General features: G+C 72.9%; 12 protein-coding genes and 1 pseudogene. 11 read left to right on the top strand and 2 right to left on the bottom strand.

What is annotated here, in order from left to right; all coding sequences use genetic code 11:
• Nucleotides 1-290 precede the first annotated feature (290 nt).
• The 7 genes from IH09_RS12690 to cimA all read left to right on the top strand — a co-directional run bounded on the left by IH09_RS12690 (nt 291) and on the right by cimA (nt 9,349).
• Entirely contained in the window at nt 291-1,376 is a 1,086-nt protein-coding gene (locus IH09_RS12690; protein WP_052856302.1) for a branched-chain amino acid aminotransferase, read from the top strand.
• A 284-nt stretch (nt 1,377-1,660) separates the two neighbouring features.
• Nucleotides 1,661-2,371, top strand: a complete 711-nt coding sequence (ureA, locus tag IH09_RS12685) for an urease subunit gamma (protein WP_052856301.1) — start codon at nt 1,661-1,663, stop codon at nt 2,369-2,371.
• A complete protein-coding gene (locus IH09_RS12680) occupies nt 2,368-4,059 on the top strand; it encodes an urease subunit alpha (protein ID WP_052856300.1) in 1,692 nt (563 codons plus the stop codon). The genes ureA and IH09_RS12680 overlap by 4 nt, the downstream gene beginning before the upstream one ends.
• 70 nt (nt 4,060-4,129) lie before the next feature.
• Nucleotides 4,130-5,170: an agmatine deiminase family protein gene (locus IH09_RS12675; RefSeq protein WP_052856299.1), complete on the top strand. Its 1,041-nt coding sequence runs from the start codon at nt 4,130-4,132 to the stop codon at nt 5,168-5,170.
• A gap of 32 nt (nt 5,171-5,202) precedes the next feature.
• A complete protein-coding gene (locus IH09_RS12670) occupies nt 5,203-5,820 on the top strand; it encodes a TetR family transcriptional regulator C-terminal domain-containing protein (protein WP_052856298.1) in 618 nt (205 codons plus the stop codon).
• Between the two features lie 135 nt (nt 5,821-5,955).
• Nucleotides 5,956-7,302, top strand: a complete 1,347-nt coding sequence (locus IH09_RS12665) for an MFS transporter (RefSeq protein WP_052856297.1) — start codon at nt 5,956-5,958, stop codon at nt 7,300-7,302.
• A 388-nt stretch (nt 7,303-7,690) separates the two neighbouring features.
• Nucleotides 7,691-9,349, top strand: coding sequence for a citramalate synthase (gene cimA, locus IH09_RS12660; RefSeq protein WP_205379684.1), 1,659 nt, complete (start codon nt 7,691-7,693; stop codon nt 9,347-9,349).
• A gap of 138 nt (nt 9,350-9,487) precedes the next feature.
• On the opposite strand, the gene IH09_RS12655 is transcribed toward cimA, so the two are convergent.
• Entirely contained in the window at nt 9,488-10,114 is a 627-nt protein-coding gene (locus IH09_RS12655; protein ID WP_052856296.1) for a YceI family protein, read from the bottom strand.
• Nucleotides 10,115-10,439: 325 nt separating this feature from the next.
• On the opposite strand from IH09_RS12655, the gene IH09_RS12650 reads away from it, so the two are divergent.
• The 4 genes from IH09_RS12650 (at nt 10,440) to IH09_RS12635 (ending at nt 15,405) form a co-directional block, all read left to right on the top strand.
• Nucleotides 10,440-12,023 carry an acyl-CoA carboxylase subunit beta gene (locus IH09_RS12650; protein WP_052856295.1) on the top strand — a complete coding sequence of 528 codons (1,584 nt, stop codon included), beginning with the start codon at nt 10,440-10,442 and terminating at the stop codon, nt 12,021-12,023.
• Nucleotides 12,024-12,074: 51 nt separating this feature from the next.
• The gene (locus tag IH09_RS12645) at nt 12,075-12,296 is read left to right on the top strand and encodes an acyl-CoA carboxylase epsilon subunit (RefSeq protein WP_052856294.1); all 222 of its coding nucleotides are present in this window, start codon (nt 12,075-12,077) and stop codon (nt 12,294-12,296) included.
• 271 nt (nt 12,297-12,567) lie between these two features.
• Nucleotides 12,568-13,224: a DUF4360 domain-containing protein gene (locus IH09_RS12640; RefSeq protein ID WP_052856293.1), complete on the top strand. Its 657-nt coding sequence runs from the start codon at nt 12,568-12,570 to the stop codon at nt 13,222-13,224.
• Nucleotides 13,225-13,554: 330 nt separating this feature from the next.
• Complete coding sequence (locus IH09_RS12635; RefSeq protein ID WP_052856292.1) at nt 13,555-15,405, top strand: dihydroxyacetone kinase family protein; 1,851 nt, start codon at nt 13,555-13,557, stop codon at nt 15,403-15,405.
• Between the two features lie 120 nt (nt 15,406-15,525).
• On the opposite strand, the pseudogene IH09_RS12630 reads toward IH09_RS12635, so the two are convergent.
• A pseudogene (locus tag IH09_RS12630) lies at nt 15,526-15,778 on the bottom strand (ATP/GTP-binding protein); the annotation flags it as partial.

Genomic DNA, 15,778 nt, shown 5'->3' with positions numbered 1-15,778 from the left:
TTTCCCCGCTGGTTCCCGGCCGTGCCGCCGCCCGGCGGGGTGCGACCATCGGATCCGGGCCGCGCACACGGTTCCGGGCGCGAAGAGCCACGAGCGATAATCGAACGTGGGGTCGCCGCCCGCGAGCCGACCTGGACGTCCCGGTAGCACCCGGAATGTCCGGGCGTCGTGAGCGCGGCCGCCATGACCGCACCGGTGCCGCACCTCCGGGGGACGAGCCCCGGACCCCCGGCCGGAGGGCTGGGCCGGTGACCCGCGGTACCGGAAGACGCAGTGAAGGACACGCATTCATGACGACGCCCACGATCGAGCTCAAGCCCTCCTCGCACCCGCTGTCCGACGCGGAGCGGGAGCAGATCCTGGCCCGCCCCGGTTTCGGCCGCCACTTCACCGACCACATGGTGACGGTCAAGTGGACCGAGGGCCGGGGCTGGCACGACGCCCAGCTCGTGCCGTACGCGCCGCTCTCCATCGACCCGGCGAACATGACGCTGCACTACGCGCAGACGATCTTCGAGGGGCTGAAGGCGTACCGCCAGCCCGACGGCACCGTCGCCACCTTCCGGCCGGACGCCAACGCCCGCCGTTTCCAGTACTCCGCGCGGCGCCTGGGGATGCCCGAGCTGCCCGTCGAGACCTTCATCGCGGCCTGCGACGCGCTGGTCACGCAGGACAAGGCGTGGGTGCCGGCCAGTGGCGAGGAGTCGCTCTACCTGCGCCCCTTCATGTTCGCCACCGAGGTCGGCCTGGGCGTCAAGCCGGCCAACGAGTACCTCTTCATCGTCATCGCCTCGCCGGCCGGCGCGTACTTCCCCGGCGGGGTGAAGCCGGTCTCGGTGTGGCTGTCGGAGGAGTACGTCCGGGCCACCCCCGGCGGCACCGGCGCGGCCAAGACCGGCGGCAACTACGCCGCGTCCCTGGTCGCCCAGGCCCAGGCCGCCGAGCGCGGCTGCGACCAGGTGGTCTGGCTGGACGCGATCGAGCGCCGCTGGATCGAGGAGATGGGCGGGATGAACCTGTACTTCGTGTACGGCAACCGCGTCGTCACCCCCGAGCTGACCGGTTCGCTGCTGCCCGGTATCACCCGTGACTCGCTGCTGACCATCGCCGCCGACCTGGGCTACGAGGTCGCCGAGGGCCGGATCTCGGTCGAGGACTGGAAGGCCGCGGCCGAGGACGGCTCGCTGACCGAGGTGTTCGCCTGCGGCACCGCCGCGGTCATCACGCCGGTCGGCTCGGTGAAGTCCACCCGCGCCGACTGGACGGTCGGCGACGGGCAGCCGGGCGAGGTCACCATGAAGCTCCGCAAGGCGCTGCTGGACATCCAGACCGGCGCCGGCAGTGACACCCACGGGTGGATGCACCCGCTGGGCTAGGACCCGGTTTCGCGGTATCCCCCGAGGCCCGTGGCCTCACCTGGGGCCGTCCGGCGCGCACCTGGTGCGCACCGGACGGCCCTTTGCGTTGGCGGGGTGCGACCGGGGGCGGCTGTACCCGCCCGGCATCCTCGGAGAGGGTAGTCATAGAGCGGCGCTCAATCACCTCTCTCCCGGGCGACTCCTTTTATCTCCCTGTGGCGCAGATCAATCCCCCTTCCCCCTCGTCCACGGCCGGGTGTCGAGTTAGAGTGACGCTCAAATCGATCGTGGAGGTGTGGCGAATGCGGCTGACCCCGACGGAACGCGACCGGCTGCTGCTGTTCGGCGCCGCCGAGCTGGCGCGGGCGCGCCGGGCCCGCGGACTGCGGCTCAACGTGCCCGAGGCGACCGCGCTGATCGCGGACACCGTCTGCGAGGCGGCGCGTGACGGGCGGCGGCTCGCCGAGGCCATCGCGGCGGCCCGCGGGGTGCTGGGCCCGGACGACGTACTGCCCGGCGTCGCCGACATCGTCACCGAGGTGCAGGTGGAGGCGGTCTTCGACGACGGCTCCCGGCTCGCGGTGGTCGGCGACCCGATCCGCCACGGCGCGGCGCCGGACGACGGCGACGCGGCCGGGCGGCCCGCGCCCGGTGCCGTGCTCCCGGGGCCGGCCGGTCCCGAGGCCGAGCCCGCGCTCCTGCTGAGCGTGCGCAACACCGCGACCGTCCCGGTCAGCGTCACCTCCCACTTCCACTTCTTCGAGGCCAACCCGCGGCTGGACTTCGACCGCGGCGCCGCGTACGGCATGCGGCTGTGCGTACCGGCCGGCTCCTCGGTGCGGTTCGATCCCGGCGGCACGGTGGAGGTCGGCCTGGTGCCGATCGGCGGTGCGCGGGTGGCGATCGGCTTCGCCGGTCTCGTCGACGGCCCGCTGGACGCGCCGGGCGCGAAGGCGGAGGCGCTGCGGCGGGCGGCCGCCTGCGGCTATCTGGGAGCGGAGGAGCGGGCATGAGCGGTATCGATCCCCACGAGTACGCGTCGGTCCACGGGCCGCGCGCCGGCGACCGGGTCGTCCTCGGCGACTCGGGGCTGGTCGTCCGCGTCGAGTCCGACGCGCAGCGGCACGGCGACGAGTTCCTGGCCGGTTTCGGCAAGACCGCCCGCGACGGGCTGCACCTCAAGGCCGCCGCGGTCCGCGACACCTGCGACATCGTGATCAGCAACGTCCTGGTCATCGACGCCGTCCAGGGCATCCGCAAGGTGTCCGTCGGCATCCGCGAGGGCCGGATCCACGCCATCGGCCGGGCCGGTAACCCCGACACCCTCGACGGCGTCGATGTCGTCGTCGGCACCGGGACGACGATCGTCTCGGGCGAGGGCCTGATCGCCACCGCGGGTGCCGTCGACACCCATGTCCACCTGCTCTCGCCGCGCGTCATGGAAGCCTCGCTCGCCTCCGGCGTGACCACCGTCATCGGCCAGGAGTTCGGCCCGGTGTGGGGCGTCGGCGTCAACTCCCCCTGGGCGCTCGGCCACGCCTTCAGCGCCTTCGACGCCTGGCCGGTCAACATCGGCTTCCTCGGCCGCGGCTCCTCCTCCGGGGACGCGCCGCTGGTCGAGGCGCTGGCCGAGGGCGGCGCCTGCGGCTTCAAGGTGCACGAGGACATGGGCGCGCACGCCCGCGCACTGGACACCGCCCTGCGGGTCGCCGAGGAACACGACGTCCAGGTCGCCCTGCACAGCGACGGGCTGAACGAATCCCTCTCCGTCGAGGACACCCTGCGGGTGCTGGACGGCCGGACCGTCCACGCCTTCCACATCGAGGGCTGCGGCGGCGGACACGTCCCCAACGTCCTCAAGATGGCCGGGGTCCGCAACGTCATCGGCTCCTCCACCAACCCCACCCTCCCCTTCGGGCGGGACGCGGTCGCCGAGCACTACGGCATGATCGTCTCCGTCCACGATCTGAAGACCGACCTGCCGGGCGACGCCGCGATGGCCCGCGACCGCATCCGGGCCGGGACGATGGGCGCCGAGGACGTGCTGCACGACCTCGGGGCGATCGGCATCACCTCGTCCGACGCGCAGGGGATGGGCCGGGCGGGCGAGACGGTGCGGCGCACCTTCGCGATGGCCGGGAAGATGAAGGCGGAGCTGGGTCCGCTGGCGGGGGACGGCGCGCACGACGACAACGCGCGGGTACTGCGCTACGTCGCCAAACTCACCATCAACCCCGCCATCGCGCACGGCCTGTCCCACGAGATCGGTTCGATCGAGGTCGGCAAGATGGCCGACATCGTGCTGTGGCGGCCGGAGTTCTTCGGCGCCAAACCGCAGCTGGTGCTGAAGTCCGGCTTCCCGGCGTACGGCGTGACCGGCGATCCGAACGCCGCCACCGACACCTGCGAACCCCTGGTGCTCGGCCCGCAGTTCGGGGCGTACGGCGCGGCCCCCGCGGAGCTCTCCGTCGCCTTCGTCGCGCGCGCCGCGGCCGAACAGGGCGGCGACGGCCTGCCGACGCGCCGCCGCCGGGTCGCCGTCCGCGGCACCCGCGGCATCGGCCCCGCCGACCTCGTCCACAACTCCCGGATCGGGCAGGTCCAGGTCGACGGGGGCAGCGGTCTGGTCACCCTCGACGGCGACCCGATGCGCTCCGCACCCGCCGACACCGTCTCGCTCTCCCGGCTGTACTTCCTGTGACGGTGCCGCCCGGTCCCGTCCAGCCGCCCGCCCGCCGTCCCCGCCACCGCACAATCGTGAGGACCCCCGTATGAACACCCCCGCCGCCGACGGTTTCCGCATGCCCCCCGAATGGGCCCGGCACGCGCGTACCTGGATGGCCTGGCCCGGCGCCAACCACACGTTCGGCGAGGAGGGCGGCGAGACGCTGGCCGGGGCCCGCCGCGCCTGGGCCGCGGTCGCTCGCGCGGTCCGCCGCTTCGAACCGGTCACCGTCGTCGCCGGACCGGGGCAGACCGCGGCCGCCCGCGCGCTCCTCGGCGCGGACATCGACCTCGTCGAACGGCCCCTGAACGACGCCTGGATGCGCGATATCGGCCCCACCTTCCTCACCGACGCGACGGGCCGGCTCGCCGCCACGGACTGGGTGTTCAACGGCTGGGGCGCGCAGAGCTGGGCCCGCTGGGAGCACGACGCCGGGATAGCCGCCCACGTCAGCGAGCTGGCCGGGGCCCGCCGCTACGCCTCCGGGCTGGTCAACGAGGGCGGCGGCATCCATGTAGACGGCGAGGGCACCGTGCTGCTCACCGAGACCGTGCAGCTCGACCCGGACCGCAACCCCGGCCGCACCGCCGCGGAGGTCGAGGCCGAGATCCACGCCCAGCTGGGCACCACCAAGGCGATCTGGCTGCCGCGCGGACTCACCGCCGACTACGGGGAGTTCGGCACCCGCGGCCATGTCGACATCGTCGCCGCGTTCGCCCGCCCCGGCACCGTCCTCGTGCACACCCAGCCCGACCCCGGCCACCCCGACCACGCGGTCGGCGCCGAGACGGCGGCGCTGCTGCGCGCCGCCACGGACGCCCGCGGCCGGCGGCTGGAGGTCGTGGAGGTCCCCGCGCCCACCGTCACCGAGGCGGACGGCGAACCGGTCGACTACTCCTACATCAACCACTACCTCTGCAACGACGGTGTGGTGCTCTGCGCCTTCGACGACCCGCGCGACGAGCACGCGGCCGGGATCTTCCGCCGGCTCTTCCCCGGCCGGACGGTGACCCTGGTCGACGCCCGTACGATCTTCGCTGCGGGTGGCGGAATCCACTGCATCACCCAGCAGCAGCCCGAGGTCTGATCCCGCAGGCCCCGCCGACCCCGGAGGTCACCGTGCCCGGTCCCGCCCGCACTCCCCGGCGGCGGCTCGCCCGGCCCCGCGAGCAGGTCCTCGCCGCGGCGATGGCCACCATCGCCGCGGCGGGGCTGGAACGGCTGACCATGGCCGGGCTGGGCCGCGAGGTCGGCATGAGCAGCGGCCACATCCTCTACTACTTCGGCACCAAGGACGAGCTGCTGCTCCAGACCCTCCAGTGGAGCGAGGAGCAGCTCGGCGCCGAGCGCCGGGCCGCCCTCGCCCGCCGCGTCCCGGCCCGCGAACGGCTGGACGCGCTGGTCGGCCTCTACCTCCCCGAGGGCCACCGCGACCCGCGCTGGACCCTGTGGCTGGAGGTCTGGAACCGCTCGCGGAGCGCCGACGACGCGGCCCGCGAGCGCCAGCTCGACCTGGAACTCGCCTGGCACCGCGATCTGGTGGCCCTCCTCGCCGAGGGCGCCTCCCGCGGCGAGTTCCGCCCCGTGGACGCGGAACGCCTCGCCACCCGCATCCGGGCCCTGCTCGACGGCTTCGGCACCCATCTCGTCGTCGGCCTGCCCGGTACGGACCGCGGGCAGGTCCTGGCGCATGTGCGGGAGTTCCTGGACGAGTCGCTGGCGGTACCGGAGAGCTGACCGCCGCCTGCCCCGGTCGGGCCCCCTCGCCCGCCCGCCTGCGCTCCGCCCATGACCGCAAGGCACGTAAATACGCGCGATCGTTGCCGCTGTGGCTCTTGCCGCGGGCCCCGCCGTCCGCGACCGTGAGCGGCTATGGGACGAGAGCAGTGGAAGAAGATATGGGTCGGCTCGGCCGGCAACATGGTCGAGTGGTTCGACTGGTTCGTGTACGCCAGCTTCGCGGTCTACTTCGCGGACTCGTTCTTCCCGAAGGGGAACGACACCGCGAACCTCATGAACACCATGGGGATCTTCGCCGTCGGGTTCTTCATGCGCCCGGTGGGCGGCTGGGTGCTCGGCCGGGTCGGCGACCGCCGGGGCCGCAAGGCCGCGCTCACCCTGACCGTCACCCTGATGTCCGCCTCGGCGATCCTGATCGCCATCGCGCCCACCTACGGTGTCGCGGGCTACGGCGGCGTGGCGGTCCTGCTCGTCGCCCGGATGCTGCAAGGACTCTCCGTCGGCGGGGAGTACGCGGCCAGCGCGACCTACCTCACCGAGGCGTCCGCGCCCGGCCGGCGCGGTTTCGCCTCCAGCTTCCAGTACGTGTCCATGACCGCGGGGCAGCTGCTCGGCCTCGGTCTGCAGATCGTGCTCCAGCGGACCATGTCCGAGGACGCGCTGCACAGCTGGGCCTGGCGCATCCCGTTCATCATCGGCGCGCTCGGCGCCGCGGTCGTCTTCTACCTGCGTCGCAACATGCTGGAGACCGAGGTCTACGCCGAGGACGACGGCGCCCACGCCGACCCGGCCCGCGGCACGATCAAGGCGCTGCTGGCCCATAAGCGCGAGGCGTTCCTGGTCATGGCGCTGACCATGGGCGGCACCGTCGCGTACTACACGTACACGACCTACCTCACCAAGTACCTCTCCCAGAGCGCCGGGATGGACAAGCCGACCGCCTCGCTGGTCAGCTTCTGCGCGCTGTTCCTCTTCATGTGCCTCCAGCCGCTGGCCGGCCGGCTCTCCGACCGGATCGGCCGCCGTCCGCTGCTGATCACCTTCGCGGTCGGCTCGACGTTCCTGACCGTGCCGATCATGACGCTGCTCCAGCACGCCGGCAGCTTCTGGCCGGCCCTCGGGCTCTCGGTGCTGGCGCTGGTCATCGTCACCGGCTACACCTCGATCAACGCCTGTGTGAAGGCCGAGCTCTTCCCGACCGGTATCCGCGCGCTGGGCGTCGCGCTGCCGTACGCCATCGCCAACGCGCTGTTCGGCGGCACGGCGGAGTACGTCGCGCTCTGGTTCAAACAGGGCGGCATCGAGTCCGGCTACTACTGGTACGTGGCCGGCTGCGCCGCCGTCTCGCTGCTCGTCTACATCACGATGCGCGAGACCCGCACCATCGATCTGCACCGGGTCGGCAAGGGGGACGGGGACCACGACGGCGGACGGGGCGCCACGGCCGGCGCCGCGGCACCCGGCGGGGCGCGGGCCTGAGGCACCACGACCCGGTCCGGCCGGCGGTCCGGCGGCGGCTCCCGTGGGCCGTCGCCGGGCGGCCGCGCCGGGCGGTCCGCCGCCGGACGCCGCCGCCCGCATCGTGAGACTCGCTGTCCCGCACCGCGCCGCCGTGCCAGACTGCCCCCGTGCTCTCGTTCGCCATGATTATTGGCAGCAGGCGCGCCGGTCCGCAGTGACCGCCCCGTACGAACCGAGTACGGCGCGGCCACCGTCGTCCCAGACCCGCGCGCAGACCTCTCGCACCCGCGAGGGGTTTTTTCGTTTCCGGCCCACCCGTCGCCGGCGGCGGAGCGCGAGGGATCATGGAGGGACGGTGGAGCCGGTCATTCCGGTAGACCGAGATCCCGACAGGAGCCAGACCAGCATGACGGACGCACTCCCCTCCGAACCCGCCCAGGCCCCGCCCAGCCCGGCCCAGGGCCCGGTGTCCGACGACTTCCACGTGTTCGACACGACGCTGCGCGACGGCGCGCAGCGCGAGGGCATCAATCTGACCGTCGCCGACAAGCTGACCATCGCCCGGCACCTGGACGACTTCGGGGTGGGCTTCATCGAGGGCGGCTGGCCCGGCGCCAACCCCCGGGACACCGAGTTCTTCGCACGGGCCCGCGCGGAGACCGTCTTCCGCCACGCCCAGCTGGTCGCCTTCGGTGCCACCCGCAAGGCGGGCGTCCGGGTCGAGGACGATCCGCAGGTCGCCGCGCTCCTGGAATCGCAGGCCCCGGTGGTCACGCTGGTCGCCAAGTCCCATGTCCGGCATGTGGAACTGGCGCTGCGCACCACACCGGAGGAGAACCTCGCGATGGTGCGGGACACCGTCGCCCACCTCCGCGACCACGGCCGCCGGGTGTTCCTGGACTGCGAGCACTTCTTCGACGGCTATGTGCGGGACCCGGACTACGCCAAGCAGGTCGTACGGACCGCGAGCGAGGCCGGAGCCGATGTCGTGGTGCTCTGCGACACCAACGGCGGCATGCTTCCCGCGCAGGTCACCGCGGTGGTGCGGACCGTGCTCGCGGACACCGGGGCGCGGCTGGGCATCCACGCGCAGGACGACACGGGCTGCGCCGTGGCCAACACCCTGGCCGCGGTCGACGCGGGCGCCACCCACGTCCAGTGCACCGCGAACGGCTACGGCGAGCGGGTCGGCAACGCCAACCTCTTCCCGGTCGTCGCCGCCCTGGAGCTCAAGTACGACCGCCGGGTGCTGCCCGCGGGCAAGCTCGCCGAGACCACCCGGATCTCGCACGCCATCGCCGAGGTCGTCAACCTCACGCCCTCCACCCACCAGCCCTACGTCGGCGTCTCCGCCTTCGCGCACAAGGCGGGGCTGCACGCCTCCGCCATCAAGATCGACCCGGACCTCTACCAGCACATCGACCCGGCGCAGGTCGGCAACACCATGCGGATGCTGGTCTCCGACATGGCGGGCCGCGCCTCCATCGAGCTGAAGGGCAAGGAACTCGGCATCGACCTCGGCGGCGACCGCGCGCTGGTCGGCCGGGTCGTCGAGCGGGTCAAGGAGCGCGAGCTGGCGGGCTACACCTACGAGGCCGCGGACGCCTCGTTCGAACTGCTGCTGCGCGCCGAGCTCCAGCGGGCCGCGGCGGGGGAGCCGCGCCGCTACTTCCGCGTCGAGTCCTGGCGGGCGATCGTCGAGGACCGGCCGGACGGTACGCACGCCAACGAGGCGACCGTGAAGCTGTGGGCCAAGGGCGAGCGGATCGTCACCACCGCCGAGGGCAACGGCCCGGTCAACGCGCTGGACCGGGCGCTGCGCATCGGCCTGGAGCGGATCTACCCGCAGCTCGCCAAGATCGAGCTGGTGGACTACAAGGTCCGCATCCTGGAGGGCCGCCAGGGCACCGGCTCCATCACCCGCGTCCTGGTCTCCACCACCGACGGCCACGGCGAATGGTCCACGGTCGGCGTCGCGGAGAACGTCATCGCCGCCTCCTGGCAGGCGCTGGACGACGCCTACGCGTACGGGCTGCTGCGGGCCGGGGTGGAGCCGCGGGAGTAACCCGGAGCCGGCGAGGCCGCGGGCCCCACGGCGACAGCCGGCAGGCCCCACGGCGAAGGCCGCGGCCCCGCGTACGGCCCCCGGGGGAGGGGCCGGCGCGGGGCCGCGGGGTTTTCGGGGGGCGGTGCGCCCGCAGGGTCAGGACGCCTGCGGGGCCGCCTTGACCGCGGAGATGTCGAAGGTGAGCTTGACCTTGTCGCTGACCATCACACCGCCGGCCTCCAGCGCGGCGTTCCAGGTCAGGCCCCACGCGGAGCGCAGGATCTCGGCGCTGCCCTCGAAGCCGACCCGCTCGGCGCCGTAGACGTCGGTGGCCGAGCCGTTGAACTCCAGGTCGATGCTGAGCGGCCGGGTGACGTCCTTGATGGTCAGGTCGCCGGTGATGCGGTAGCGGTCGTCGGCCACCTGCTCGGCGGCGGTGGAGCGGAAGGCCATCAGCGGGAAGACCTCGGCGTCGAAGAAGTCGGCACCGCGCAGATGGGCGTCGCGGTCGGCGATGCCGGTGTCGACGCTGGCGATCGTGATGTCGAGGGCGGCGGTGGAGCGGGCCGGGTCGGTGCCGTCCAGGTGGAGCGTGCCCTGGTGCTCCCCGAACGCGCCGCGGACATTGGTGACCATCGCGTGCCGGACGGTGAAGCCGATGCTGCTGTGCGCCGGGTCGATGGTGTAGTCGCCGGTCAGCGCGGCCAGTGCGGGGTCCGCCGGGAGGGTGGCGGTGGCGGTGCGGGCGGCGGTCTCGGTGCGCTTGCGGGTGAACAGAGCCATGGCTCCTCCTCAAAGACGGTTTGTTTAACCTTCAACGAGATGAACCATAGCGAGATCTAGTTCAATGTTCAACCTTGCAGTTTCCTTGTCGTTTCCTCGCCGTCCTCCGGTGCTCCTTTCGCCGGTCATGCCGTGGATCGCCACAACATCGCGGCGGCGTCGTTTGTCGGGCCCATACAGACGGTGGACGTCCTGTCCACCCGTACGGAGGCCCCCGCGCAGGCCGCGTACAGGACGCTTCTGTGCTGCCTGCCCACCAAAACGCACCTGACGTTGTACGAAACCGACATCGGTACGAGGCGCCCTGCCCACGTACCGTCGATACATGACCACTGTCGAAGAGGTGCCCGCCGGCGCGAACGACGCCCGCGGGCGCGTTGCCGAGCTGCACGCCATCCGCGAGCAGGCCCGGCGAGGCCCCAGCGAGCGTGCCACCGAAGCTCAGCGCGCCAAGGGCAAGCTGACCGCGCGGGAGCGCATCGAGCTGCTGCTGGACGAGGGTTCGTTCAACGAGGTGGAGCCGCTGCGGCGGCACCGGGCGGTCGGCTTCGGCCTGGAGGCGAAGAAGCCCTACACCGACGGCGTGATCACCGGCTGGGGCACCGTCCACGGCCGGACCGTGTTCGTCTACGCGCACGACTTCCGGATCTTCGGCGGTGCGCTGGGCGAGGCGCACGCCACCAAGATCCACAAGATCATGGACATGGCCCTCCAGGCCGGTGCGCCGCTCGTCTCGCTCAACGACGGCGCGGGCGCCCGTATCCAGGAGGGCGTCTCGGCGCTCGCCGGCTACGGCGGCATCTTCCAGCGCAACACCAGGGCGTCCGGCGTCATCCCGCAGATCTCGGTGATGCTCGGTCCGTGCGCGGGCGGCGCCGCCTACAGCCCGGCGCTGACGGACTTCGTCTTCATGGTCCGCGAGACCTCGCAGATGTTCATCACCGGACCCGACGTGGTCCGCGCGGTGACCGGTGAGGAGATCACCCAGAACGGCCTGGGCGGCGCGGATGTGCACGCCGAGACCTCCGGCGTCGCGCACTTCGCCTACGACGACGAGACCACCTGCCTCGAAGAGGTCCGCTACCTCCTCTCCCTCCTGCCGGCCAACAACCGGGAGAACCCCCCGACGGTGGCCTGCGAGGACCCCGCCGACCGCTCCGGCGACGCGCTGCTCGACCTCGTCCCGGCCGACGGCAACCGCCCGTACGACATGCGCAAGGTCATCGAGGAGATCGTCGACGACGGCGAACACCTCGAAGTCCACGAGCGCTGGGCGACCAACATCATCTGCGCGCTGGCCCGCCTGGACGGCCGGGTGGTGGGCATCGTCGCCAACCAGCCGCAGTCGCTGGCCGGTGTGCTGGACATCGAGGCGTCCGAGAAGGCCGCCCGCTTCGTCCAGATGTGCGACGCCTTCAACATCCCGATCATCACCCTCCTGGACGTCCCCGGCTTCCTGCCCGGCGTCGACCAGGAGCACGGCGGCATCATCCGCCACGGCGCCAAGCTGCTGTACGCGTACTGCAACGCCACCGTGCCGCGCATCTCCGTCGTCCTGCGCAAGGCGTACGGCGGCGCGTACATCGTCATGGACTCCCAGTCCATCGGCGCCGACCTGACCTACGCCTGGCCCACCAACGAGATCGCCGTGATGGGCGCCGAGGGCGCGGCCAACGTCATCTTCCGCAAGCAGATCGCCGACGCGGACGACCCCGAGGCGATGCGGGTGCGCATGGTCAAGGAGTACAAGTCCGAGCTGATGCATCCGTACTACGCGGCCGAGCGCGGTCTGGTCGACGACGTCATCGACCCCGCCGAGACCCGCCAGACGCTGATCCGCTCCCTGGACATGCTGCGCACCAAGCACGCGGACCTGCCCGCCCGCAAACACGGCAACCCCCCGCAGTAACCGCGCCCGCACCGGTACCGCGCCCACCGCCGACGACGGAGAAGAACTCACGTGAACCCTGCCGACCGCACCACCACGTCCCGCACCGACCCCATCCGCGTGGAGAAGGGCCGGGCCAGCGAGGAAGAGCTCGCCGCCCTGACCGCCGTTCTCCTGGCCCGCGCCGCCCACCGGCCGGCCGCCACCCCGGCCCACCCGCACGCCACCGCCGCCCGCTGGCGCCGTCTGGAGCGTCAGTACGGCTTCCACGGCGCGACCAGCTGGCAGCGCTGAGCCGCTCCGCGGCCGCTTCCGTAACGGGTGCCCCGACGGGGCCGGCCGCGGACGCGCACTCCACCCGGGTGCGCGTCCGCGGCCGGCCCCGTCCGTGGTTCTCCCGGGCCCCGTAAACGCTCGGCGCCGCGGCCGAATCAAGGCGTAGGTTCGCCCCAACCCTGCGGGGGACGGCTGGTCAGCCGAAGATCCCCGTGCTGGCATTCGCTCGTCATTCCCTCCTTCCTGGCGCCGCCCCGGCGGACCCCAGGACGACCGGAAGGAAGAGCCCATGCTCAGCCCCCTGAGTGCCGGTGCCGCGGTGGCATCGCTGCTGTTCGCCGGAGCGGCGTCCCCCACCGCACCGGCGCGGGGCGGTACGGAACCGCCGGCCGGTCAGATCACCATCGACGTCGCGACCGTCAACGGTTCGGGCTGCCGGCCGGGCAGCGCCGCGGTGGCCATCGCGCCGGACAACACGGCCTTCACGGTCACCTACAGCGAATACCTCGCCCAGGCCGGAAAGGACACCAAACCGACCGACTCCCGCAAGAACTGCCAGATCGCGCTGAACGTCCACGTCCCCCAGGGCTTCACCTACGCCGTCGCCAAGGCCGACTACCGCGGCTACGCCGCCCTCAAGCCCGGCGCCAACGGCCTGGAGCAGGCGAGCTACTACTTCCAGGGCGACTCCGACACGGGCCGCAAGAGCCACACCTTCACCGGTCCGGCCGACGCCAACTGGCAGACGTCGGACGAGACCGATGTCAGCGCGCTGGTCTACGCCCCCTGCGGCGAGGAGCGCTACTTCAACATCAACACCGAACTGCGGGTGAACGCCGGCACCTCGGACCCCAACACGACCAGCTACATGGCCATGGACTCCACCGACGGCAGCATCAACACGACCTACCACTTCGCGTGGAAGCAGTGCCCGGCCACACGCTGACCGGCTCCCGGGCGGTGCCCGCGGACCCGGCCGGGCCGTAGGCACCGCCCTCCCGGCGCCCCGAGGGGCCCGCGGCGGCGCGGGCCCCTCGGGGCGCCGCGGGGCGTCCGCGTCGGCCGGCGGACGGCGCCCTCGCGCGCCTCGCGGGAGCGCGCCGCCGTTGGAGCGATTGCGGCCGGAGGGGAGGAAGCAAAGCGCTGGGCGGCGGGGTACGGGTGGTGGAATGCCGGGGCGGTCCGGTGACGGCAGTGGTGACGGAGGCGGCGGTGGCGGCGGTTTCGTGCGGGAGAAGTGCGATCCCACAGGGATGAGACAAAGGAGTGCGCGCTGATGACCACCATCCCCGCCGGTCTCGGACACCACGCCGAGACCTTCCGTGAGGACTGGCTGGAAGGACTGGCCGACGCCTACGCGCGCACGGTCCGCCGGGTACCGGACGCCTGCGGCGTCATCAGCCGCCACGCGCCCCGCCCCGGCAAGGTCGCGGTCGTCATCGGCGGCGGCTCCGGCCACTACCCGGCCTTCGCCGGTCTGGTCGGCCCCGGTCTCGCCGACGCCGCCGCGATCGGCGACGTCTTCGCCAGCCCCAGCGCCGAACAGGTCTACCGCACCGCACGGGCCGCGGACGGCGGCGCCGGCATCCTGCTGGCCTGCGGCAACTACGCGGGCGATGTCATGCACTTCGGCCTCGCCGCCCGCCGGCTGGCCGCCGCGGGCATCGACACCCGTACGGTGCTGATCACCGACGATGTCGCCAGCGGCCCGCCGCCGGTCGACGGCCGGCAGATCGACCCGTCCCGCGACCGACGCGGCGTGGCCGGCGACTTCTTCGTCTTCAAGGCGGCCGGCGCGGCCGCCGAGCGCGGTGACGACCTCGCGGGCGTCACCCGCATCGCCGCCCACGCCAACGCCATGACCCGCACCTTCGGCGCCGCCTTCGCCGGCTGCACCCTCCCCGGCGCCGCCGCGCCGCTCTTCACCGTCAACGCGGGCACCACCGAGCTGGGCATGGGCATCCACGGTGAGCCGGGCCTGCGCACGACCCGGAACCTGACCGCCGCCGAACTGGCCGACGAACTGGTGGACAACCTGCTGCCCGAACTGCCGGACCTGCCGCCCGGCGGCGACGGCCGGGTCGCGGTCCTCCTCAACGGCCTGGGCCGGACCAAGTACGAGGAGATGTTCGTCGTCTACCGGCAGGTCAACCGGCGCCTGCGGGAGGCCGGACTGCGCCCCTACCGGCCCGAGGTCGGCGAGTTCGTCACCTCCTTCGACACCGCCGGTGTCTCGCTGTCGCTGATGGTCCTCGACGACGAACTGACCGGGCTGTACGACGCCCCGTGCGACACCCCGGCCTTCCGCAGCCTGCCGGGCGCCCATCCGGCCGGGAGCGACGACCGGACGGACGCACCGGCGGCCGCGGCGGTGACGGCGGTCACGGTGGTGACGGCGGCGCCGGATACGCAGCCGGCCACGGCCGCGGCCAACGGGTCCACGGCCGACCGCGCCACCGCCGTCGACCTGCCCGCGACCGCCGCGCTCCAAGCCGCGTTCGACCTGGTCGCCGCGCACGAGGCGGAACTGGGCCGGCTGGACGCGGTCGCCGGCGACGGCGACCACGGCATCGGCATCGTCCGCGGGCTGCGCGCCGCCGTCGCGGCCGCCCGCGCCGCCGAGCCGGGCCCGGCCGGCGACCCGCGCTCGGCCGGCGCCGCCCTGCTCACCGCGGGCCTCGCCCTCGCCGACGCGTCGGGCGGCGCCTCGGGCGCCCTGTACGGCGCCCTGCTGGCCGAGACCGGCGCCGTCCTGGCCCGCACCGCGAGCGGCGGCGCCACCGCGGACGGCACGGGCCCGGTCTGTGACACCGAACTGTTCGCCGACGCCGCGGACGCCGCTCAGCGGGCCATCGGCGAACTCGGCGGCGCGCGGGTGGGGGAGAAGACGATGCTGGACGCCCTCGACCCGTTCCGCCGCGAACTGCGCACCCGCGCGGGGGAGGAGCTGGCCAAGGCGTGGCGGGCCGCCGCCGAGGCCGCCACCCGGGCCGCCGCCGACACCGCGGAACTCACCCCGGCCCGCGGCCGGGCGGCCCGGATGGGCGCGCTGGGCCACGGCCATCCGGACGCCGGAGCCGTCTCCCTCGCCCTGATCCTCACCGCCGTCGGCGACACCCTGCGCTGAGCCCCGCGGGACGTACCGCAACCCCGCCCCGCACACGGCGAAGGCCCCCGCACCTGGCAGGTGTGCGGGGGCCTTCCGTCGTACGGCGCGCGCCGGGAACCGGAACCGTCCGGAGCCGGACTAGCGCAGCCGGGCCATCAGCGCGTGCTCCACGAGCGTGATGAGTGCGCTCTTGGCCTCGGAGCGGTGTCGTGCGTCGGTGATGATGATCGGCGCGTCCGGTCCGATCTGCAGTGCTTCGCGGACCTCGTCCGGTGTGTACGGCTGATGGCCGTCGAAGCCGTTGAGGGCGATGACGAAGGGGAGTCCGCTGTTCTCGAAGTAGTCGACGGCGGGGAAGCAGTCGGCGAGGCGGCGGGTGTCGACGAGGACG

The sequence above is a fragment of the Streptomyces celluloflavus genome (assembly GCA_000720995.1).
In the GTDB taxonomy this organism is placed as follows: domain Bacteria; phylum Actinomycetota; class Actinomycetes; order Streptomycetales; family Streptomycetaceae; genus Streptomyces; species Streptomyces celluloflavus.
The sequence above is the reverse complement of the archived record's forward strand: the minus strand, read 5'-3'. Positions and strand labels throughout refer to the sequence as shown.